22 protein-coding genes, 1 tRNA gene and 1 pseudogene are annotated in these 19,557 nt (G+C 63.8%); 11 read left to right on the forward strand and 13 right to left on the reverse strand.

The features are described 5' to 3' along the window. Positions 1–9 precede the first annotated feature (9 nt). On the forward strand, positions 10–249 hold the full coding sequence (locus E2I15_RS06690) for a BrnA antitoxin family protein (protein WP_050400483.1): 240 nt from the start codon (positions 10–12) through the stop codon (positions 247–249). 59 nt (positions 250–308) lie between these two features. Here the strand turns inward: E2I15_RS06690 and E2I15_RS06695 are convergent, their stop codons facing one another. Further along, positions 309–1,184: a DMT family transporter gene (locus E2I15_RS06695; protein ID WP_137480795.1), complete on the reverse strand. Its 876-nt coding sequence runs from the start codon at positions 1,182–1,184 to the stop codon at positions 309–311. A 235-nt stretch (positions 1,185–1,419) separates the two neighbouring features. Here E2I15_RS06695 and E2I15_RS06700 point away from each other — a divergent pair, with 235 nt between their 5' ends. After that, positions 1,420–1,818 carry a RidA family protein gene (locus tag E2I15_RS06700; RefSeq protein ID WP_137480792.1) on the forward strand — a complete coding sequence of 133 codons (399 nt, stop codon included), beginning with the start codon at positions 1,420–1,422 and terminating at the stop codon, positions 1,816–1,818. A 91-nt stretch (positions 1,819–1,909) separates the two neighbouring features. Here the strand turns inward: E2I15_RS06700 and E2I15_RS06705 are convergent, their stop codons facing one another. From E2I15_RS06705 to E2I15_RS06730, 6 genes are all read right to left on the reverse strand, one after another. Continuing rightward, on the reverse strand, positions 1,910–2,464 hold the full coding sequence (locus tag E2I15_RS06705; RefSeq protein ID WP_170991640.1) for a hypothetical protein: 555 nt from the start codon (positions 2,462–2,464) through the stop codon (positions 1,910–1,912). Next, positions 2,409–2,768: a hypothetical protein gene (locus tag E2I15_RS06710; protein ID WP_246668210.1), complete on the reverse strand. Its 360-nt coding sequence runs from the start codon at positions 2,766–2,768 to the stop codon at positions 2,409–2,411. The genes E2I15_RS06705 and E2I15_RS06710 overlap by 56 nt, the downstream gene beginning before the upstream one ends. Before the next feature lie 193 nt (positions 2,769–2,961). Beyond that, on the reverse strand, positions 2,962–3,561 hold the full coding sequence (locus E2I15_RS06715; RefSeq protein WP_018271570.1) for a formyltransferase family protein: 600 nt from the start codon (positions 3,559–3,561) through the stop codon (positions 2,962–2,964). A 120-nt stretch (positions 3,562–3,681) separates the two neighbouring features. Continuing rightward, positions 3,682–4,971, reverse strand: a complete 1,290-nt coding sequence (locus tag E2I15_RS06720; RefSeq protein ID WP_137480790.1) for a hemolysin family protein — start codon at positions 4,969–4,971, stop codon at positions 3,682–3,684. Positions 4,972–5,275: 304 nt separating this feature from the next. Next, the gene (locus E2I15_RS06725) at positions 5,276–5,533 is read right to left on the reverse strand and encodes a hypothetical protein (protein ID WP_137480788.1); all 258 of its coding nucleotides are present in this window, start codon (positions 5,531–5,533) and stop codon (positions 5,276–5,278) included. Positions 5,534–5,661: 128 nt separating this feature from the next. Beyond that, entirely contained in the window at positions 5,662–5,877 is a 216-nt protein-coding gene (locus E2I15_RS06730; RefSeq protein ID WP_137480786.1) for a hypothetical protein, read from the reverse strand. A 604-nt stretch (positions 5,878–6,481) separates the two neighbouring features. Between E2I15_RS06730 and E2I15_RS06735 the strand changes: the two genes are divergently transcribed. Continuing rightward, the gene (locus E2I15_RS06735) at positions 6,482–6,673 is read left to right on the forward strand and encodes a hypothetical protein (RefSeq protein WP_137480784.1); all 192 of its coding nucleotides are present in this window, start codon (positions 6,482–6,484) and stop codon (positions 6,671–6,673) included. 137 nt (positions 6,674–6,810) lie between these two features. Further along, the gene (locus tag E2I15_RS06740; RefSeq protein WP_137480782.1) at positions 6,811–7,662 is read left to right on the forward strand and encodes a 3-hydroxybutyryl-CoA dehydrogenase; all 852 of its coding nucleotides are present in this window, start codon (positions 6,811–6,813) and stop codon (positions 7,660–7,662) included. 156 nt (positions 7,663–7,818) lie between these two features. Here the strand turns inward: E2I15_RS06740 and E2I15_RS06745 are convergent, their stop codons facing one another. Then, entirely contained in the window at positions 7,819–8,610 is a 792-nt protein-coding gene (locus tag E2I15_RS06745) for an anthrax toxin lethal factor-related metalloendopeptidase (protein ID WP_170991639.1), read from the reverse strand. 339 nt (positions 8,611–8,949) lie between these two features. Here E2I15_RS06745 and E2I15_RS06750 point away from each other — a divergent pair, with 339 nt between their 5' ends. The 3 genes from E2I15_RS06750 (at position 8,950) to E2I15_RS06755 (ending at position 9,959) form a co-directional block, all read left to right on the forward strand. After that, the gene (locus E2I15_RS06750) at positions 8,950–9,210 is read left to right on the forward strand and encodes a DUF3551 domain-containing protein (RefSeq protein WP_028340725.1); all 261 of its coding nucleotides are present in this window, start codon (positions 8,950–8,952) and stop codon (positions 9,208–9,210) included. 88 nt (positions 9,211–9,298) lie between these two features. Beyond that, entirely contained in the window at positions 9,299–9,463 is a 165-nt protein-coding gene (locus E2I15_RS38655; protein WP_170991638.1) for a hypothetical protein, read from the forward strand. A 37-nt stretch (positions 9,464–9,500) separates the two neighbouring features. After that, positions 9,501–9,959, forward strand: a complete 459-nt coding sequence (locus E2I15_RS06755) for a hypothetical protein (protein WP_137480780.1) — start codon at positions 9,501–9,503, stop codon at positions 9,957–9,959. Positions 9,960–9,998: 39 nt separating this feature from the next. Here the strand turns inward: E2I15_RS06755 and E2I15_RS06760 are convergent, their stop codons facing one another. After that, on the reverse strand, positions 9,999–10,181 hold the full coding sequence (locus E2I15_RS06760) for a hypothetical protein (protein ID WP_137480778.1): 183 nt from the start codon (positions 10,179–10,181) through the stop codon (positions 9,999–10,001). A 303-nt stretch (positions 10,182–10,484) separates the two neighbouring features. On the opposite strand from E2I15_RS06760, the gene E2I15_RS06765 reads away from it, so the two are divergent. From E2I15_RS06765 to E2I15_RS06775, 3 genes are all read left to right on the forward strand, one after another. Further along, entirely contained in the window at positions 10,485–10,679 is a 195-nt protein-coding gene (locus tag E2I15_RS06765) for a hypothetical protein (protein WP_016846119.1), read from the forward strand. 213 nt (positions 10,680–10,892) lie between these two features. Further along, positions 10,893–11,798, forward strand: a complete 906-nt coding sequence (locus E2I15_RS06770; protein WP_137480776.1) for a ribonuclease Z — start codon at positions 10,893–10,895, stop codon at positions 11,796–11,798. A gap of 144 nt (positions 11,799–11,942) precedes the next feature. After that, positions 11,943–12,179 (forward strand): hypothetical protein, encoded by a 237-nt coding sequence (locus E2I15_RS06775; RefSeq protein ID WP_137480774.1) that lies wholly within the window; start codon positions 11,943–11,945, stop codon positions 12,177–12,179. Between the two features lie 1,250 nt (positions 12,180–13,429). Here E2I15_RS06775 and E2I15_RS06785 read toward each other — a convergent pair. Beyond that, positions 13,430–14,803: a TubC N-terminal docking domain-related protein gene (locus E2I15_RS06785; RefSeq protein ID WP_137480770.1), complete on the reverse strand. Its 1,374-nt coding sequence runs from the start codon at positions 14,801–14,803 to the stop codon at positions 13,430–13,432. Between the two features lie 474 nt (positions 14,804–15,277). Between E2I15_RS06785 and E2I15_RS39805 the strand changes: the two are divergent. Continuing rightward, a pseudogene (locus E2I15_RS39805) lies at positions 15,278–15,466 on the forward strand (hypothetical protein); the annotation flags it as partial. A gap of 24 nt (positions 15,467–15,490) precedes the next feature. Here E2I15_RS39805 and E2I15_RS06790 read toward each other — a convergent pair. From E2I15_RS06790 to E2I15_RS06800, 3 genes are all read right to left on the reverse strand, one after another. Further along, a tRNA-Lys gene (locus E2I15_RS06790) sits at positions 15,491–15,566 on the reverse strand. Positions 15,567–15,760: 194 nt separating this feature from the next. Beyond that, a complete protein-coding gene (locus E2I15_RS06795; protein ID WP_137480769.1) occupies positions 15,761–18,610 on the reverse strand; it encodes a glycosyltransferase in 2,850 nt (949 codons plus the stop codon). A 194-nt stretch (positions 18,611–18,804) separates the two neighbouring features. Then, positions 18,805–19,416 (reverse strand): beta-1-3, beta-1-6-glucan biosynthesis protein, encoded by a 612-nt coding sequence (locus tag E2I15_RS06800; RefSeq protein WP_137480767.1) that lies wholly within the window; start codon positions 19,414–19,416, stop codon positions 18,805–18,807. Positions 19,417–19,557: the final 141 nt, after the last annotated feature.

Genomic DNA, 19,557 nt, shown 5'->3' on the forward strand with positions numbered 1-19,557 from the left:
ATCCATCATATGGCCGACCAGCCGAGGCGACCGCGAACCCTGAACGATGCCCGCAGCGAAGCCGAGGCGGCGTTCAAGCGCGCCACCACCAAGGTCGCGGACGCGGTGCCAAAGACCGTCGCTGTCCCCGGCGTCCGCGAGCAGGTCACGCTGCGGATCGATCAGGACGTGCTGGAGTATTTCCAGGAGGGCGGCCCCGGCTGGCAGGACCGCATCAACGCGGCGCTGCGCAAGGCCGCAGGAAAGTAACACGCTTTCGGCCTTTGGTTGGCAGGCCGCGGCGGCGCTGCGCGCGTATGGCGCCGGTGTCACCGCGCGCGCGCTGGCTTCCGTGCGGTCGGTTTCAGGTTCATGAGGTTGCCGGCCAGGATCATGGCCGCGCCGAGCACCGTGTAGACATCGAGCCTTTCGGCATAGATCAGCCAGCCGGCGATCGCCGTCAGCGGCACGCGGACGAAATCCATCGGGATCACGACAGTCGCGTCGGCATGGAGCAGGGCGCGCGCCATGCAATAGTGCGAGAACGTGCCGCAGAACGCGATCACGGCGAGCCAGCCCCAGGTCGAGAGCGGCGGCCAGGTCCAGGCGTAGAGGGCAGGCCCGATGCTCGCGAGCGATTGCACCACCAGCATCCAGAACATGATCGTCAGCGTCTGCTCGGTCCGCGTCAGCGACTTGACCACGGCGACCGAGATGCCGAAGCCGACAGCCGCGGCAAGCGCGATCAGCTGGCCCGGATTGATCGCACCGGCCGCCGGCCGCACGATCACGAATACGCCGACCAGGCCAAGCACGATCGCGACGATCTTCCACGGCGTCATCCGCTCGCCGAGAAAGCTCGCCGCGAGGATCGCGGTCCAGATCGGCATCGTGAACTCGATCGCGACCACCTGGCCGATCGGGATCAATGTCAACGCAAAGAACCAGCCGAGCTGCGCGCAGAAATGGATCAGGTTGCGCGCGATATGGACGTGCACCCGTGCCGTCTTCACGATCGCAAACCCGCCATTCATGTGGATCAGCGGATAGAGCATCGCGAAGCCGAGCACGCCGCGAACGGCCATCAGCTGGAAGACGTTGACCTCGCGCGTCGCCTCGCGGCCGGCCACAGCCACGATCAGCATCAGCGCGAGCCAGCCGGACATCCACAATGCTGCGCGGGTCTTCGAGGGCGTGCGATCCATGACGGGGAAAGAGCGGATGAGGAGGGGTGCCCGGTATCGGCGAGCTGCCATGAATTTGCAACGCGCAATTCTCCCTGCGCGGTGATGCGTCACCCGCGTGATCTCTGCTAAGCAGCATCGACTACGCTGTCATCCCGGGGCGCACGTGAAGCGGGCGAACGCGGGATCTCGAGATTCCGGGTCTGGCTCTGCGAGCCATCCCGGAATGACGAACGCCATAAAGGAGGATCTGCTCATGCGTGTCTTGCAACCGGCCGAATGGTCGAAACCCCGCGGCTTCTCGCACGGTGTCGCGTTCGACGCGCCCGGCAGGTGGATCGTGCTGGCGGGGCAGACCGGCGGCGACGAGAAGGGCGATTACTCCCCCGATATGGCCGCCCAAGTCGGTACCGCGCTGAAGCGCATCGTCAAGCTGTTGAACGAAGCCGGAGCCGGCCCCGAGCACATCGTCCGCCTGACCTGGTACCTGACCAGTCGCAGCGAATATGAGGCCGCGGGCGCCGGTATCGGCGCGGCGTGGAAGGAGACGCTCGGGCGCAATTTCCCGCCGTCGACGCTGCTCTATATCGACGGGCTGGTCGACCAGCGCGCCAAGGTCGAGATCGAGGTCACAGCATTCGTGCCTGCGGCATAGCACCGCTGCGACGGGTGTGATCGATTGGCATCTAGCCAGCAAAAAGCCCTCGGGAATGACCGAGGGCTTTTCTCGCCTGAGGGCGGATCGATTACCTCGACAGCGTGATGCTGGCGCCGCGGAACTGGCTGTCAGCCCTGATGGTAACGGCCTGCTTGTTGCCGCTGGTGCGCATCGAGATGTCGGCGTTGAAACCGGGCGCGCTGGCGACGACCTGGAAGTTACCGCCACTGCCGCGACCGCGCAGGTCGCCGCTGACGTTGCGGCTGGACTCGCTCCAGGAGCCGGTGACCGCACTACCTTCGGCCTGCACGTCGGCCGCCAGGTTGAACTTGTAGGCATCGCTGGCGCAGGTGAGGTTCATGGTCATCCTGGGGCCGCCGACGTGATAGGTCGCACGGCAGCGGATGCGCTCGCTGGAGCCGTCGTCCAGTGTGACCGAGCCGGCGCCCGACCAGGTGCCCGCCATGCCGGCGAACGGGCCGGACTGGGCATGACCCGCGGTGCTTGCGAGTGCGGTCACGAAAAACGCGGCGGCTGCAATTGCTGGCCGCCGCGCGATGGCGAAGAAACTTGATAGGCTGGTGATCTTACCGACGGGACGCTTCCCATCGGCCGCTGCACGGTACGCCAGCTGATGCCCCATTCCACTTCCCCGATCCGGAGTTGCCACTGAGTTGTCCGTTCGCATATGCACCATTGATCGAGACTCGCACAAGTCCCCCGCTGCCGACGGTGCCGGAGATCGCTGCGCCCTGTGCCGAGATCTTTCCTTCAGCGACGGTCACGGTCGAGCTCTGCGACGGTTCGCAGCTGCCGGTCTTGGTGACGACGGTGACGTTCCAAAGGCCGTCATAAGGCTGCTGAGCGGACGCGGGAGCAGCGGTGAGGGAGGCGGCCGAGGCGACTGTAGTGACCAAAATCAGGTCGCGAATGCGGATCGAACGCATGAATCAAATCCCTGTAATTTCGTGTGATGACGCGGCTTATCCTGTCACAATGTGTTCAAAATTTGCTGCGTCGCGAGAGTCCCCAAATGTTCCTGTGAACTCAAACACATCATGGTGAATTCGGTTCCGGATCAGGAACGGAAAATCCGAGCGTGGCTTTTCCGAGCGAGGTATTCATATACTTTAGCTCGGGTTAGTGTTTGCCAGGGCTCAGATTCGGCGCCTTGGTCGCAAACTGCTCATCCTGGACCTTGGCCGGCAGCGAGCCGTTGACCTTGCCGTAGTCGATGACCTGAGCAAGCAGACGCAGACCGAGCGGCGCCAGGGCGCGCTCCCACAGCTCGCGGGCGGTCTCGCCTTTCTTGACGAACACCCAGTCCTGCGCGGCGATCGCACCGGCGTCCATGCGATCAGCGAGGTGATAGATGCTGCCGCCGGCGATCGGATCGCCTTCCTTGATGGTCCATTCCACCGCCGCGATGCCGCGGTGGCGCGGCAGCAGCGACGGGTGGTAGCCGATACCGCCGAGCCTGGACGCGGCAAGCGCCTCCCTGCTGACCCGGGCGTGGCTGTGGGCGGTCACGATCAGGTCGGTGTCCGGCGCGATCTCGGCGGCCGTCACCAGCTTGGGATCGGCCTGGACAACGACCTCGATGCCGGCCGCCCTGGCCGCCGCCGCCAGCCGGTCCTCGCCGTCATGGACCACCACCCTGACCAGCGTGACATGGTGTTCGCGCAGCATGTTCAGGGTCGTCACGCCGAAATGGCGGGAACCGACAAGGGTAATGCGCATGGGAATCTATTCCGTGAGGTTTACTCGGGGGGACTCGGGCCGCCGCTATGCCGATAGCACACCGCGGCCGCCTGTTTTGCTGTCTTGCCGCTTATCAACAGGACGGCCCGGTGGCAAATGTCAGGCCGCCGGCTGCTTGCTGGCCAAAACCTTGTCGATGCGCCGGCCGTCGAGGTCGACGATCTCGAATTGCCAGCCCTGCGCGATGGTTTTCGCGCCGACATCGGGGATCGCGCCGAATTCATGCAGCAGGAAGCCGGCCGCGGTCTGGTACGGCCGCGGCGATGGCAGCGCGATCCCGAGCAGTTCGCTGAATTCCAGCGCCGGCATCCAGCCCGAGATCAGATAGGAGCCGTCGTCGCGCCGGACATAGGCGGGCTCGGCCGGGCCTTCCTCGGTGTGGAAGGCGCCGACGATGGCCTCGAGGATGTCGGCGCTGGTGACGACGCCCTGGAAGGTGCCGTACTCGTCGTGGACGAGGCCGATATGCACTCTGGAGTCGCGCAGGATCGCGACCACGTCGCGGGCGTCGACGGTCTCTGGAATGATCGGCGCATCGCGCGTGAGCGCGCGGATGTCGGGCGTCTGGCCAGCGAGGTAGACGTCGAGCACGTCCTTGGCCTGCACGATGCCGAGCGCATGATCGCGGTTGCCGTCGAACACCACGCAGCGCGAGTGACTGCTCTTCTGCAGCGTCGCCAGGATCTCGGCTGCGGGGGCGGCGAGGTCGATCAGGCTGACCTCGTGGCGCGGCGTCATCACGGCGCCGACCGGAAGATCGCCAAGCCGCATCACGCCGGCGATCATCTCCTTTTCGCCGGGCTCGAGCACACCGGCGTTCTCGGCCTCCACCACCAGCGTCTTGATCTCGTCCTCGCTGACGCGGTCCTGTGCATCCTCGCGATGGCCGAGCACCCACAGCAGCAGCTTGCCGGAACGGTCGAGCAGCCACACCAGCGGCAGCGACAGCCGCGCCATCATGGTCATGGCCGGCGCGACCTTGACCGCTATCGACTCGGGATCGCGCAATGCGATCTGCTTCGGCACCAGCTCGCCGACGATCAGCGAGGCATACGTGATCACGCCGACGACGAGGCCGACGCCGACCGCGTCGGCGATGCCTGCGGACACGCCGAGCTCAAGCAGCCATTGGGTCAGACGCTGGCCAAGCGTTGCGCCCGAGAAGGCGCCCGACAGCACGCCGATCAGCGTGATGCCGATCTGCACCGTGGAGAGGAACTTGCCGGGATCGGAGGCCAGTGCAAGTGCGCGGCGCGAACCGCTGACGCCTCGTTCGACCAGCGCCGCAAGGCGCGCCGGACGCGAGGAGACGATCGCGAGCTCCGACATCGACAACAGACCGTTGACGACGATCAAGACCGCCACGATCGCAAGTTCCAGATATAACACGGGAGTCCCTAAACATTGGCGGCATTGGCCGCTACACGACGCCCAATATAGGCATACCGGAGCTGTTTTGCTGTGCCTCGTCGGGCGTCCCTGCACAAGCAGAGGGTGCGTATGGCCAGCATGCAGCAGGAGATCGCGGCATTTTGGCGCGCTGGCATGTGCGACAGCCGGACAAGTGCTGAGGCGCGATGAGATTGGGTTGAATTGTCATCGCGCTTCAGCCCATTGTTTGGGCATGGTCTCCGCGCAAACGCCCTGCGTTTGTCGCGAGGGAAAGCCGCTTCGCACTTTTCCGGATCATGCTCTAGGCGAGGATCCGCAGCGCCGGCTTGGCGAACGTCCTCCCCGATGCGGCGGGCTGCGCCAACATTCGTTTGGAGGCGGCTTGCAGTTGCACGCGCAAATCGGCGTTGCATTGCTTCATCTGGTTGCGCAATTCGCGGCGAGAGAAGGCGGTGAGCGAAGGGTCCGCGAGTTGCTGCCAGGCCTTGCGCAGCCATTCCTGCAGGTCGCGAATGTTCTGATCCAGAACCTTCTGATCAAACACGTCGGGCTGGGTCATGCCGCCAAATCCCACGAAGCGATCAGTTGCAAAGTAACGCTGATTCGCGTCGCTTCACCTAGCGCTATGTTGCGCAGGCGCGTTTGCTGCAGGGGAGATCGGCGGCGGCAGGCGCGCACGTGCCCGCGTCAGGGAGCGTCGCCTGGCCCGGTGCGCAGCAAATCCAGCGCGACCGGCAGCGCGAGAAACAGCGCTGCCAGCATCGAGAGATGACGCGTCTGCGCTGCGGTCAGGCCGAGATCGCATTGGGCGAGATAGGCCAGCATGATCGCGATATAGGCGGCGACGCAGATTGCGACTGCGATACTTCCGAAATCGGTCTTGCTGTGGGTCTTATCGTCCATGGCGGCACCACGTCGTTGCCGGAGCGGTGTAGCGTGGTTCAGCTTCACTAACTATGAGCTGGATCACGGGTGAAAGGCCGCTCCGGCCAAATGGCTCGTGCGTCACGACGGGCCAACTGGCGGAGGCAAACGTCGCGACCAGCATTCCGCAGCGACGTGGCTGCGACGCCCTTGAGACTCTCGCAGCGACCTAACCTGCGAGCAGCAGGGGCTAGCGAGGCAGGCTGCCTTGCGGTTGGCTTCCACGGGAAAGCTTGACCGGAATGTGGGGCGAAGTGCTCACCACGCGGGGACTTCCGTCGGAATGGGTCTGGCCGTTAAGCAATGTCTCGAGCAACAGAATGAATTTCTCGGCAAGCATGGGCGTAGCCCTCGTCGTCTAATGTCCTTATGTCGCGGCGCTCGGCGGAAAATTCGATCAACAAAATGCGAGTCGGACCGGCACTGCGATGCTGCCGCGCGGGGACTTCCCGGTGCAATCCGGGAGACTACCAGCGCCCGCGCACAGCCTGCGCGGGGATGGTTGCGAGGTTCCTAACGACTGCCGGCGCTGCAGGTGATGGCGCTCACCGTTCCTTCAAGGATGCACGTTAATGATAGGGGTATGGATCGTGATCAGGACATCGACGAGGGAGTCGGATCGGCGCTGCGCCGCAGCTACGGGCGGCTGGCCTGGTGGATCGTACGACTGAACCGCGTGCTCGAACCGTCGCGCGCGGCCGAACCACCGCGCACCCAATTGCCGCCGCGGCCAGCCGTGCCGTCACGGCGGGCGCACCCGCCGCGCCCCGAATAGACCCCACCGGAATACCGGCTCCCGCTGTATCGGCCGCGCGGCCGGACTGCTATTCATGCGCCATCCGCGGACCCTTCCGGTCCGCCGTTTTTGACGATGCGGCCGCGCGGCCGCGCAAGCGACGAGGGACGAACGCAATGATCGAGACGGTTGGCATTATCGGCGCCGGGACCATGGGCAACGGCATCGCGCAGATCTGCGCGGCGGCAGGCCTCGGCGTGACCATGGTGGATATCTCCGACGCGGCGGTCCAGCGCGGCCTCAAGACGGTCGGGAGCAGCCTCGATCGGCTGGTCGCCAAGGAGAAGATGACCGCGGCCGACCGCGACGCGACGCTCGGGCGCATCAATGCGACCACCGACAAGGCCAAGCTCGCCGCCTGCGATCTCGTGATCGAAGCCGCGACCGAGAACGAGGAGCTGAAGATCAAGATCCTGAAGGATCTCTGTGCGGCGCTGAAGCCGAGCGCGCTGGTCGCAACCAACACCTCGTCGATCTCGATCACTCGCCTTGCGGCCTCGACCGATCGTCCCGACCGCTTCATCGGGATGCATTTCTTCAATCCGGTGCCGGTGATGGCGCTGCTCGAATTGATCCGGGGCTTGCAGACCTCGGACGACACCGTCGCCAAGGCCGAAGCCTTCGCCAAGCGGGTCGGCAAGGTGGCGATCACGGCGAAGAACAGCCCGGGCTTTGCGGTGAACCGCATTCTGTGCCCGATGATCAACGAGGCGATCTTCGCGCTGCAGGAAGGCATTGCCACCGCCGAGGAGATCGATGCCGGCATGAAGCTCGGCTGCAATCATCCGATCGGCCCGCTCGCGCTTGCCGATCTGATCGGGCTCGACACCATGCTGTCGGTGATGGAGGTGTTCTACACCGGCTTCAACGACCCCAAATACCGGCCGGCGCCGCTGCTGAAGGAGATGGTCGATGCCGGACATCTCGGCCGCAAGACCGGGCAGGGGTTCTACAGCTACAGCAAGTGAGGCCAGCGCGCGCCTGACCCCGTAATCATCCGGGATGGATCGCGCGGACAAGGTCGCGTAACGACAACACCTGATCCGCCACGAGGCGGGGGACATCAGAAACGAGGCCCGGTCTCCTAGGCACACCGGGCCTCGTTTTTTTGTGGAATACCGGGCTCAGTTCGCCGATGCGACCGGCGTGACGCCGGTTTCCTCGGGATCGGCGCCGAACAGGCCGACGAGATACTTGTAGTAGTCCGGCATCTTCTCCTTGAGCGTGGCGCGCGTATAGGGTTCGTGCTCGGAATCCTTGCCGGCCAGGAAGATGCTCGCCGTCACCGCGAAGAACTCCTGCTGGTTCTTCAACGCATAGGCCTCCTTGGCGAACAGCTCCTTCGATTTGGCCTGGCTGAGGAAAGCCTTGATCCCCTTGTTCTCATAGCCGTTCGGCATCAGCCGGGCGTGATAGGCATGAAGGAATTCATGCAGCAGCACCGGCTCCTTCGCGTAACGCATCATGTTCGGACGCATCCTGATGATGCCGATGCCGGAATCGAGCGCAAGCGCGAGCGGGTCCGAATTGGTCCATTGCTGCTTGTCGTGATCCCAGATGGTGACGTCGCGCGTCGTACCGCGGTCCCATTCCGGCGGCGTCAAGCCATAGCAGGCCGCCGCCGCGCCTTCGTCGAGACACGCCATCTCGCTCGCAACGATCGGCACGCGATGGAAGAACTGCAGCACCTTCGGGCTGAAGCCTGCGGTTTCCACGACGTCGAGCTGGCGGCGGACCATGTCGCCGATGCTGGTAACGTCCTTGCGGTCGGCGTTCTCGGAGAGATCGAAGACGTAGCCGCGATATTTCTCGACGCTGCCCGGTGCCGCCTCGGACGGCCCCGACATTCGTGGTCCGGCAACGGCCGGCCCGGCCGCAAGTGACAGGATCATTGAAGCAATGAGCGCGCTGCGCATGATTATCCCCCGTGCGACGAGCCTCTCCGGGTGTCGTCGTCCATTGAGCCGCGCGGGAGACTAGGGCAACCGCCTTGCGGCGCGCTTAAGTCGCACATTTCAACCGCGCATCCCCGATTAGGCGTCGGTTAACTACATGCGCTGGGCGGCCCGGCGGGCAGAAGGCCGGCGGGTCTGGAGGCCGCGAGGGCCGATGACCGGTCAGCCGGTCCTCACCGTGCCGCGACCGGGCTTTCAACCATCGTCACAGCTTCTTGAGGCAGTCACCGGAAACCTCGCAGATCCTGCCGGCGTACCTAGATCAGCAGGTGGATGCCGCTTGAGCAAGGAAACAGGATCATGCGCAGGACGAATTGGGCAATTCTGGCGTTCGCGGCGCTCGGAACGAGCTGGATTGTCGGTTCCGCGTCGCCTGCGGCGGCCGATCCCTATGAGTATCCCTGGTGCATCCAGGGCCGGCAGGAGGGATATCCCGGCTATTGCGGCTACCAGACCTATCAGCAGTGTCAGGCATCCGCGTCGGGCCGCGACGCCTATTGCGGCATCAATCCGCGCGTCGCGTTCAGCCAGCAGCGGATGGCGCCGCGGGCATTCCGCTGAGCTCCCGCGAGGAGGCCGGCCATGCGGCCGTCGGGCACGATGGTTGCATAGCTGACGGCCGGATCATCATTTCTGCCTTGGAGCGAATATGGGCGAGATCATCAGGTTCATCTCGAAGTCCGAACGCGAGCGCGCGCGCCTGATCCGCGAGGCGCGAGCGAACTATGAGCGCATCTTTCCATCGGCCGATTCGGCCGATGCGCGGGGCGCTGCAGACGAGGGCAGCGGCAGCGAGGCGACGTCGAAGCCGTAGCGCGCCGGTATTGCACGCAAGGGGAGGCGGAGCGGCGATGTGGCAGCGGTTATGGCAAACTTGGACGATCGACAAGCCGGCCGTGCTTGGCGATTGGCTGTGGCAGATCCTGGTCGTTGAGCTCGCCGCCTTGCTCGACCGGCTGACGTTGCGGAAGCTGATCGCGCTGATCCCGGTTGCCATCGTGATCGGCGCCTACTGGCACCGGATTCCGCTTCCTCCCGAGCTGATGCTGGTTGGCGATGTGCTGGCCTATATCGACATCTTCTCGATGATCTTCCTGATCGGCTTCTTTACCCGCCTTGCGACGGTCGTGGCCGTCGTCAGGCAGGCGATCGATTTCGTCCGCGGCGCGATGCGGCATATGCCGATGGCGCTGCACAGATTTGGCGCTCGTCATCGTCGTGCCAAGGACAGTCCGCGCCGCAGGCGGCTCACGCATGCCAAGACGGATGACGATGGCGCCGCCGGCATGGCAGGCCTGGCCTGGGCCTAGTCCGACGCGGTGTGGCGGTGACGAGCGCGATCGCGACGCCTATCGCGGCGGTCCGGCCTGCGGATCGCCGTCATCCGCCTGGAGCCCGGCCGGGCTGCGCGCGGAGGTGCCGTCCTGGCTCCGCCGATGCGAACTGGAGAGGTCGGTCGCGCCGTGCCGGGATCGGTGAAACGCGATACCCATCTGGAAACTCCAGACACCGAACAGCAGCGCGCCTGCCATACAAGCCGCCACGAAAGCCCAATCGCGTTTCCTCATCGGTCCAACAAAGCCAATTCGATACCGCATCGACCGCGTGTGTTCCAAAGCTCGCAAAGCGAGACCGCCGCATTGTGAAACGATTGCTCGCGCTTGTCGATCCGCGCGGCTCACCCTCGCATCGGTCACGGAGCGGTGACTATCAATTCATGCATCCAGAAACACTCCGACCAGATCGCTCGGCTCCCGCAACAAACTTGCCAAACTTTCACTAGGTCGCTGGCGCACTGAGTTCGAAACTACAGGACCCGATCGGACGATTCGCGAATGACCGAACTTGAGGAGCTCAGATATTTCGAGCATCAGTGCCTGGAGATGGCGGAGCAATCGACGCTGCCGGATGCCCGCCGCGCGCTCCAGATCCTGGCGCGCAACTACGCCGCTGCGGCCGAAATCGTCGAACGGCGCGCGCAATCCGCCAACACCGCGCTCGCGCAGCTGTTTCGATGTTTGAGGCTGTGACCGGTTGGGGGCGTGACAAGGGCGCCGCGTGCCGGTCACGACGACCGATCCCGATGGCGCGGATGCGGTCTGCCCTCAAAGCTGTCGGCTTCAGGACGCCTCGCTCGACCGTCGTCGGCATCGAAGTGCTTGAACACACCGAGCGACGCTGCCATCAGGTTGCGCGATCTCGGCGGCATGGCGCCGTCGGCAGTCGGAAGGCGAGGTGCTGCGATGTTCTCGCTGACTTTTCTGGGAACGTCGGCAAGCGTGCCGTCTCCCGAGCGCAATCACCCGGGCATCCTCGTCGAGGCAGCCGGCAGTCGTATTCTGGTCGATTGCGGCGAGGGAACGCAGCGCCAGCTGCTGCGGAGTGGCGCCGGCTTTCGACGGCTTGATCGCCTGTTGCTGACCCACGGGCATTTCGATCATGTGCTCGGCATTCCCGGGCTGTTTTCGACCCTCCGGTTGCGGCAAAGTTCGGATGCGATGACGATTCATGCCGGACCCGGCACGCTCGATGTCGTCGTCCGCATGCTGGCCGGCCTTTGGGGCGCGGGCAGGGCGCCGATCCCGCTCGATCTGGTGCCGTTGAGCGAGGGGCGAGTGCTCGACGCCGGCGAATTCACCATCGATTGCTTTGCGGTCCGCCACCGGGATACGGACAGCTTTGCTTTCTCGTTTCAGAGCGCGATGCGCCGGCATCTCCTCCCGGACCGGCTCCTGGCGCTGCGCGTGCCCGACGGGCCCGTTCGGCGGGAGCTGGCGGAGGGACGGCAGGTGAAGCTGGACGATGGTCGCACCATCGATCCGGAGCAGGTGCTTGGCCCCGCCCAGGGACGAAGGAAGCTCGTCATCGTCGGTGATGCCGAAACCACCGAGGGGCTGGCCGAACACGTCGGGGACGCCGACCTGCTGGTGATCGAAGCGACATTTCTCGAGCGTGACGCGGCCATCGCGCGCGACTACGGGCATTTGACGGCCAGCGAAGCCGCCGCGCTCGCGGCGCGGAGCGGGGTCAAGCAGCTCGTGCTCACGCACATCTCGGGCCGCTACCCGGACGAGGACATTCTGGCGGAGGCGACGAGGATTTTCCCGAACAGCCGGATAGCCGTCGACTTCGATCGCGTCGCGATCTGAGTGCGCGCCGGCGCACGAACAACGTTTCGTTAACCCGACTCGCGCAACGTCGGCCTAGGCCGTCTGGATGGGCCGCTTGCAGAAGGCCGCCACGAGTGACTACGTGGCGGCCTTTTGCGTCCACAGTGCCAAGGGAGACGACCGATGGACTACGGCGCCTTCACCGACGCCAGCCTGAAGATGATGTACGACGCCGTCCGCGGCGCGCTGAAAGCCGACGACCAATTCGAGGCCGCCGGCGAAGATCCAAGATTCCGCGTCCGCGCAACGCCCGAGTGGAAACGGCATGCCGGCAGCCTCGAGGCCGAGATGCTGAAGCGAGGACTCCAGGTCGACATCATCGACTGGACAGGCGGTCAGGGCGAGCTGCCGTTGGCTTGACGGATGAAGTGTTGCAGCGCTCCGAATGTTCGTTCCGAATTTGTGCGCTGAACGGCGCGCTTGCGCCGTCATGCGTCGCGCTCCACCCCTCGGCCGCGAGGGTGACCTTTCCGACACGGGCGGTTTTCGATGTGCCTTGAGCTGTTCCCCGATCGTTCCCTCCCAACGGCGACGCTGGCCCGATCAGAACGTCCAGTGGCCAAAGCTGAATTCCGCAACGGCCTAATTTGCTCCGCTGATGCGCCCCGGTTTTGCCGCGCCTTGTTCGCCTTGCCCAACTCTGTTCATATACCTTACGAGGTAACACAGATGTCATCTGTTCGCGGTTTGTGTCGCCACCGATCGGGTATTCGAGCTCGCTCTGCCTAAATCACGGCTTGGGCTTGAGGGCGTCCGTCAACGCCTGCTTGATGTGTTCGGCTTGTTCCTTCGTCAGCTTCTCGGCGAAGCGGCCGTCTTTCTTCAACTGCGCTGGCCCCTTGAGCTCTCGATCATAAACCATCCAGTCGGTGCTTCCTCTCCGAACGACGAACCTGGCCAGTAGGGGCGCTGCGTGTCTCAACGATGCCTCCCAATTAATCGAGCCCGTCTCCAAAATACACACCCGGGGACAGCTTGTTCCTGAACCGGGACACTGAAATTGCCTGCGCCATCTAAAGAGCAAGGCTTATGCCGCAATACGCGCGCCACCGACCGGTCCGGAGAACCGCAGGCGGGCTCGACGCAGGCGACGCCGAACGTGATGACAGGGAGAGCAACGAGCCGTTGGCGTCCGGATGCGTCTGATCCGAGCATTGGGATTGCGTTCTGACCATTCCGAAAAATTACGCCGCCGGGCCCGAAATGATTTGTCCCGGCGGCGCCCTGTTCTTCCAGCCTCTGGGCCCTGAAATCCCCAGCGCCGAAAACCTACTAAAGATCGCGCCGAACAACTGTGGCTTGGTTCACACAAAATTAAGAAGAGCCAGGGCCCGGGCGCCAGCTTCCGAACACCGCGCGAGCGATGTCACTGCCGCACGGAGTGTTTTGAAGGCTGACCACTTGGCTCAAATGGGTTTGAGCGGCCCGAGACATAGGTGACAGAGCGTACCGGACATGGGTTACACTTTCCGCTTTTGTTGTGCGGGAGGTGTGGACGCCTTGGAAAACGGGTTCGGTGATGGAAGAGCGTCCTCGCTTTGTCGTCCGTCTGCGGGACGGGGAGACCATGACGGACGTCTGCCGGGAATGATGCTGTACTCCTCCGTGTCCTACGAGTTGTTCGGCGATGGTCCAGCAGGTGCCCCGTAGGCATCGTGATCAGCGATTACGCTGCAACTTCCGTCCTCTCGGAAGAACAGGCCACTGCCCGCGACTTCCTTCCACCAACCCCGGCCAGTCCGAGATCGACGCATACTCACCACGCCAAAGCGCCACGCGCTCATATCACCTTGGAATGGTTGCTCGGAGAACAAATCTTGATATCCCGGCACCGGCCAGGTGTGATCCAGCACGTCCCACTCCGTGAGATTGCCTTCAAGCCAAGCATCGAAATGATCCCTGATTTTCGTTCCAGGAGGATTCGGAAACAGAGCATTGATGTAGGCTGTTCCGTCCGCATCCAACCTCGTGGGAAGAGCCTCGACGACCCTCCGCAGAAGCTCAGTGCCTTCTATTCCACCGCTCCAAAAATTATCGCTTGCCTTGGCGGCAGTGTCCGGTGCGTAAGGAGGATTACATACCAGCAGATCACATGTCCCATCGATCGAATCGAAGAGATCGCTTGTAACGAAAGCGATGTTGCTCTTTTCGTTTAGCGCTGCATTGAAGTTGGAGAATGCGATGGCGCGTGGACTGACGTCTGCGCCCACTACGGTCGCAGAATGGTCGCTTGCCAGAATAGCGTGCACTCCAGAGCCGGTTCCGAGATCAATGGCGCGCCTGCGGGGGATCCTCTTCACAAAGCCTCCGAGCATAAAGCTCTCTCCCCACAACCACATGACTTGATTGATTGCGGTGTTCTTCTCGGCTTGATCGGTGACCAGGTATTTCCCATAGCATGGGAACAAACAGAAGTTCGATTGCAACAAGTCGCCGTTTTTTTCAGCCAATCTCATTTCGAGCGCAGCATCGACAAAGGACGACGAAATCTGCTTCGCGATAACGTCTGCGCTCACCTGGTGGCCATCGATGAAGAGCGTAATGAGATTATCGATTGGATCGCTCTTTCGAGGAGTCCAGGACATTCGCATTCGTTGCCAGAAATTGACGCCGAGGCGAGGCAGGACCTCAAGACGTTGGGCGCAGCTTGCGAGGTCGTAACCGCAACTCCGTAGCTCCCTGACGAAGCGGCTCATGCGTTCCCGCCGTGCCGGGATTATCGGCAACGGAACTTCCCTGGAAATTGTCGGCAGGAGCGCTCCTGTCCCGTCCTCGCGCTCGATCGGCAGGGAGTCGGCCGGACTGCTCTTCAGCGTCTCCGCCTGCCGAAACCAGGCGAGCAGTTCTTGCTTTCGGTCAGCCAGTGTCGCGCGTAACTCTGCGTCAAGCGCGCCAGTGGGGGCGCTGCACTTCAGGCGGTCCCCTTCAACCCATACTCTGACGTTCCGATCGCGGAGAACCGATAGAAGCGTGGCCGTTTCCATTTCAGATCGTCCTCGGGGGCTTCGCCTTGGGATGGGCGCCCGACCTTGGAGGAGCCGGGCAGATGCTATCCCAAGCTTCTTTCGGCACCTGGTCAATCATCCGCATGGCGAGAATGCCCAACGCCGTCCGCTTGAGGGCGGCGCTGGCCTAGCCCCAGGAAGGAGGTGCAAATTCCGATGGATATTAGGACGTGCGAAACGCCAAGGCCTCGTGGCCTGAGCTCCACTAGATGAGGTACTCCGAATGTATGGGACAGCCCCCGACGAACAGGTCTTTCCCAGACTGGGAGCATCCGCGCGAACGTCCCGCTCGCGTGATATTCAAGCCAGCTTTTCCGATTGCATGCTGGAGCCCTGTCCACTCGGCCGGCGCTGCCTTGTCCTGTAGAGCATGGGGCGTTGATCTTCTCGATGTAGATTCGGCCGTCCTGGATTGGCTCGAATGCTCTCGCGTGCTCCATCAAGCGTCGGGCGCTTTGCCTGCACCGCAAGCGGATCAACATCTCCACCATGCTGGCCGGCCAACTCGGCAGCAAGGAAGTCGATGACGGCATTTGGCTCGCAAGCTTCATGCACGATGATCTTGGATACTTCGACCTGGAGCAGAAAACCCTGCAACCTCTCGACAACCCGTTCGGCACGAGGCTGTCACCCATGTCTTAGTCGCCGGGCTGGACAGAATTTATTTGGTGAGCGCGGAGGGACTCGAACCCTCGACCCCATGATTAAAAGTCACGTGCTCTACCGCCTGAGCTACGCGCTCACTCACCTGAACAGCGGATCCGGACGTCAGCGGGTTAACCCGCATCTCGGGATCGTGCTCCAGCCCGCGCTGTGTAGGGGGCAGGGCCCATCGGGTCAATAGCCGAGGGGCGCTCAATTGTGCACCGGCGCGCCGGATTTGCCGTTCCGGCGCCTGCGGTTAGGGCCGTTTCTTGAAGTCGGCTAAATCCGCCGCTAGTTGTCGCGGCGGATTTCCGAGCCGACCGGCTGCGACGGGGCGGCGACCGAGGGCAGGCTGACCGGGCGCAATCCGATCAGTTCCGCGGTGCGGATCGCGCTGTTGCGCCAGAATGCGAACTCGTTGATCCGCGAATTTTCCAGGATTGCGATCGAGACCGCCGCCAGGAATGGCAGGCTCTGCAACACCAGGACGCCGGCGAAGATGTAGATCTCGCGCACCTGCTTGTAGCCGTTGGTGACGACAAGCACGACGGCGCCGATCAGCAGTAACACGCCGATCACGGCTTCCCAGAACGCCTGGAACTCGATCGACATCCGCGACAGGCCTCCCTTGGAGGTGCGGGCGAACGCGAGATGTTCGGTGATCAGGCCCTGCGCGACCGCGCGCGACACCGTCCACTGCACGCTCATCGCCGCGATCATGGCCCCTAACATCTGCCCGGCCTTGATGTTCACGCGCAGCCGGTAGAGCGCGACGAAATGCACCAGCGAGACGATGAAGGAAGCGATGATCGGCAGCGTCAAAATCTTGTCGGGGATCGCGATATCGGCGAAGGCGACGATCGGCACCCAGATCAGATTGAGGATCGCCACCACGACGCCGAGGCTCTCGGCCCCGAGCCAGTTGAGCCAGCCCAGCGAGAACTCGCGGCGCTGATCGGGCGTCAGTCGGCTGGCGCCGGGCAGGAAGCGCCGCCAGTGCTTCTTGACGATCTGGAAGCCGCCATAGGCCCAGCGATGGCGCTGCTTCTTGAAGGCCTCATAGGTGTCGGGCAGCAGGCCTTCGCCGTAACGCACATTGGTGTAGTGCGTGAGCCAGCCCTGCTGCTGGATCGAGAGGCCGAGATCGGTATCCTCGCAGATCGTGTCGCTGGACCAGCCGCCGGCCTTGTCCATCGCGGCGCGGCGGATCAGGCACATCGTGCCGTGCACGATGATGGCATTGAACTCGTTGCGCTGGACCATGCCGATGTCGAAGAACCCGGCATATTCTCCGTTCATGATGTAGTGCATCAGCGAGCGATCGCCGTCGCGATGCTCCTGTGGCGCCTGCACGAGGCCGACGCGCGGATCGGCGAACGCCGGCACGAGATCCTTCAGCCAGTCCGGATGCACGACATAGTCGGCGTCGATGATGCCGATGATCTCGGCATCCGCCGCGGTGCGGTCCATCGCGATGCGCAGCGCGCCGGCCTTGAAGCCCTGCACCTTCTCGGCATTGATGAACTTGAAGCGCTCGCCGAGCAGCCGGCAGTGATCCTGGATCGGCCGCCAGAAGTCGGGATCGGGCGTGTTGTTGATGATGCAGACGCACTCGAAGTTCGGATAGTCGAGCCGCGACACCGCATCGAGCGTCTGCTTCAGCATCTCGACAGGCTCGAAATAGGCCGGGATGTGGATCGAGACCTTCGGAAACTTCACGTTCTCGCCGATCGTGGCGGGCGCAAGCGGCGCGCTCTTGCCGATCAGCCGGCGCGGGCCGCGGCCGAACGCCACCGCCGCGATCTCCTCGATCCGCGCCATCGCGATCAGCACCAGCGGAACCAGCAGCACCAGGCCGAGGCTGAGCGCGAAGGCCGAACCCCAGACGAAGTAGTGTGTGGTCCAGTACGAGAACACGGTCGCGACCCAGGCGCCGACGCCGTTGGCGGCCGCCGACAGCAGCAGCGCCTGCATCACGGTCGGCTGGTCCAGCCGCAGGATCGGCAGCGACATGAACAGGCCGACCAGCACGGCGACCAGCGCGATCTTCCAGTAGTTCGGATCGGTGACCGGTCCGGTCCAGGCGAATTTCGGCTCGCGGTCGGCATTGAGGATGCCCCAGTAGGGTCCGACGCCGCCTTCAAAGAACTTCCAGGGCTGATCGATCGCCTCGACGATGTTGTAGTCCATGCCGATCGCTTCGGCGCGGGTGACGAAGTTGCGCAGCACCGTGGCCTGCTGGAACGGGCCGGGCACGGCGCTGCGCAGATTATAGCCCTGGCTCGGCCAGCCGAATTCGGCGATAAGGATGCGTTTGCCGGGGAAGGAGTCGCGCAACAGGTTATAGCGGTCGACCGCCTGGTCCACCGCCTGCTTGTCGGTGAAGTTTTCCCAATAGGGCAGCACGTGCGCGGCGATGAAGTCGGCGGAGTTGGCGAGCTGCGGATGGTCGCGCCAGATGTTCCAGATTTCACCGGTGGTGACGGGAACGCTGACCGACTTCTTGACCCGCTGGATCAACTTGATCAGCCGGTGCACGTTGTTTTCGGCGGTGGCCCACTTGATCGCTTCAGCGCGCTTGCTCAAGCCGCTGCTGCCGCTTTCATCCGGCTGCATTTCCGCGTCGTGAAGGCGCTGCGCTTCCTCGCGAAGGATGCGCTCGGACTCCTCGGGCGGCACGCCGATCTCCGGAACCGACCCAAGGTTTTCCAGCGGCACCTGTTCGCCGCGGAACACGGTTTCGTTGCCGACCACGATGCCGATGACGTTGCTGTTGCGCTTGGCCAGGTTGATCGCGGCTTCGATCTCGCGGTTGTTGCGGTTGGCGTCCTTGTCGATCCACGCGCCAACCGTGACCTTCATGCCGAACTCGGCGGCGACCGGCGGCACCAGCTCGTTGCCTTCCGTCGACGAATAGAGGCGGACCGCCTTGGTGAGCGTGGAGAGTTTCTTCAGGTCGGCGCGCACCTTCTCGGTGTCGGCGGCAACGTCAGCGACCGTGTGACCTGACTCGAACGGGGCGTAGGACAGGCTCGGCAGCGTGCCACGGAAATCGGGCGCCGACTGCTTCTCCTGGAAGAGACCCCACAGGGCGGCGTGGGCGGCGGTGACAAGCAACAGGACGGCGACGACGGCGCGCATCGCGGTTAAACCATACGGGGCCTGAGATTGAGGACTAAGCGAACCCGTCCCCTGGGTTCGACCAATACGACGGCGGAGGGAAAGATATCTCCGCCATCCGATTTAACAACTGGTGTGCCGCGATGGCGTTTTAAGGGCGCAAGCCGTTCCAGCCGCGAAAAAAAATCGCGGCCGGACCCGGTCGCGAGATACGGCTATTTCGACGCCGGTGCCGGTGACGCCGACGGGGTCGGTGCAGGCGAGGGCGACGCCGCCGGTGCCGGTGCGGCGGTGCCGGCCGTCGCCGGCGCCGGGGTTGGCGCAGCGGCGGCCGCTGCGGCCTGGGGCTGCGCGCCCGGGTTGATCCAGCAGGCGTGGATACGGCCGTCGAGGCTGCCGCGGACCTTGTCGTCGATCTGGGCGCCGAACCGGGTCAGGCAGCGGAACGCCGCCTGGACGTGGCCGCCGGGGCAGCCGAACCGGTCGTAGAGGTCGAGATGGCGGAACGCGGTGTCGAGGTCGTCGTTCCACATCAGGCGGACGACGCGGCGGCCGAGCCAGACGCATTCCGGGTTGCCGGCCGGGCCGTTGATCGCCTGCTGGGCCTCGACGAATTCCTCGACCTTGCGCTGGTTGGCCTCCCGCGCCGCATTGGCGTTCGCGTCGGCCTGCCCAGGCTGCTGCTTGGCCTGGTCGGGCGGATTGGGCGTGCCGCTCTGGGCAAAAGCGCCGCCGGCTCCGGTCAGGAGCGCAAGGCCTGTGACAAGGCCGGTTACGGCAAGGTGGCGCAAAGCAGTGTTCTTCAACTCAAGCAGCCGTCGACGCATGTATTCCCCGATAATGTTCCTGCCCCCGCGGGATCATCCTAACGGCTCGCGTGATGCCGTCCAAATAGGTCTCCAGTGCGGCGGAGACTCTGGCGGAATCCCATGACTGGAATTTGGTATTTTGTCCAGCAAACTCACAAC

This window comes from Bradyrhizobium sp. BR2003 (genome assembly GCF_009720285.1).
Lineage (GTDB): Bacteria > Pseudomonadota > Alphaproteobacteria > Rhizobiales > Xanthobacteraceae > Bradyrhizobium > Bradyrhizobium elkanii.

Coding starts and splice junctions, on each gene's coding strand:
- E2I15_RS06740 (WP_137480782.1), top strand. CDS start 6,811: ATGATCGAGACGGTTGGCATTATCGGCGCCGGGACCATGGGCAACGGC.
- E2I15_RS06700 (WP_137480792.1), top strand. CDS start 1,420: ATGCGTGTCTTGCAACCGGCCGAATGGTCGAAACCCCGCGGCTTCTCG.
- E2I15_RS06795 (WP_137480769.1), bottom strand. CDS start 18,610: ATGCGCGCCGTCGTCGCCGTCCTGTTGCTTGTCACCGCCGCCCACGCC.
- E2I15_RS06750 (WP_028340725.1), top strand. CDS start 8,950: ATGCGCAGGACGAATTGGGCAATTCTGGCGTTCGCGGCGCTCGGAACG.
- E2I15_RS06730 (WP_137480786.1), bottom strand. CDS start 5,877: ATGGACGATAAGACCCACAGCAAGACCGATTTCGGAAGTATCGCAGTC.
- E2I15_RS06735 (WP_137480784.1), top strand. CDS start 6,482: ATGGATCGTGATCAGGACATCGACGAGGGAGTCGGATCGGCGCTGCGC.
- E2I15_RS06725 (WP_137480788.1), bottom strand. CDS start 5,533: ATGACCCAGCCCGACGTGTTTGATCAGAAGGTTCTGGATCAGAACATT.
- E2I15_RS06690 (WP_050400483.1), top strand. CDS start 10: ATGGCCGACCAGCCGAGGCGACCGCGAACCCTGAACGATGCCCGCAGC.
- E2I15_RS06800 (WP_137480767.1), bottom strand. CDS start 19,416: ATGCGTCGACGGCTGCTTGAGTTGAAGAACACTGCTTTGCGCCACCTT.
- E2I15_RS06745 (WP_170991639.1), bottom strand. CDS start 8,610: ATGCGCAGCGCGCTCATTGCTTCAATGATCCTGTCACTTGCGGCCGGG.
- E2I15_RS06755 (WP_137480780.1), top strand. CDS start 9,501: ATGTGGCAGCGGTTATGGCAAACTTGGACGATCGACAAGCCGGCCGTG.
- E2I15_RS06705 (WP_170991640.1), bottom strand. CDS start 2,464: ATGGGGCATCAGCTGGCGTACCGTGCAGCGGCCGATGGGAAGCGTCCC.
- E2I15_RS06710 (WP_246668210.1), bottom strand. CDS start 2,768: ATGCGTTCGATCCGCATTCGCGACCTGATTTTGGTCACTACAGTCGCC.
- E2I15_RS06770 (WP_137480776.1), top strand. CDS start 10,893: ATGTTCTCGCTGACTTTTCTGGGAACGTCGGCAAGCGTGCCGTCTCCC.
- E2I15_RS06695 (WP_137480795.1), bottom strand. CDS start 1,184: ATGGATCGCACGCCCTCGAAGACCCGCGCAGCATTGTGGATGTCCGGC.
- E2I15_RS06785 (WP_137480770.1), bottom strand. CDS start 14,803: ATGGAAACGGCCACGCTTCTATCGGTTCTCCGCGATCGGAACGTCAGA.
- E2I15_RS38655 (WP_170991638.1), top strand. CDS start 9,299: ATGGGCGAGATCATCAGGTTCATCTCGAAGTCCGAACGCGAGCGCGCG.
- E2I15_RS06760 (WP_137480778.1), bottom strand. CDS start 10,181: ATGGCAGGCGCGCTGCTGTTCGGTGTCTGGAGTTTCCAGATGGGTATC.
- E2I15_RS06715 (WP_018271570.1), bottom strand. CDS start 3,561: ATGCGCATTACCCTTGTCGGTTCCCGCCATTTCGGCGTGACGACCCTG.
- E2I15_RS06775 (WP_137480774.1), top strand. CDS start 11,943: ATGGACTACGGCGCCTTCACCGACGCCAGCCTGAAGATGATGTACGAC.
- E2I15_RS06765 (WP_016846119.1), top strand. CDS start 10,485: ATGACCGAACTTGAGGAGCTCAGATATTTCGAGCATCAGTGCCTGGAG.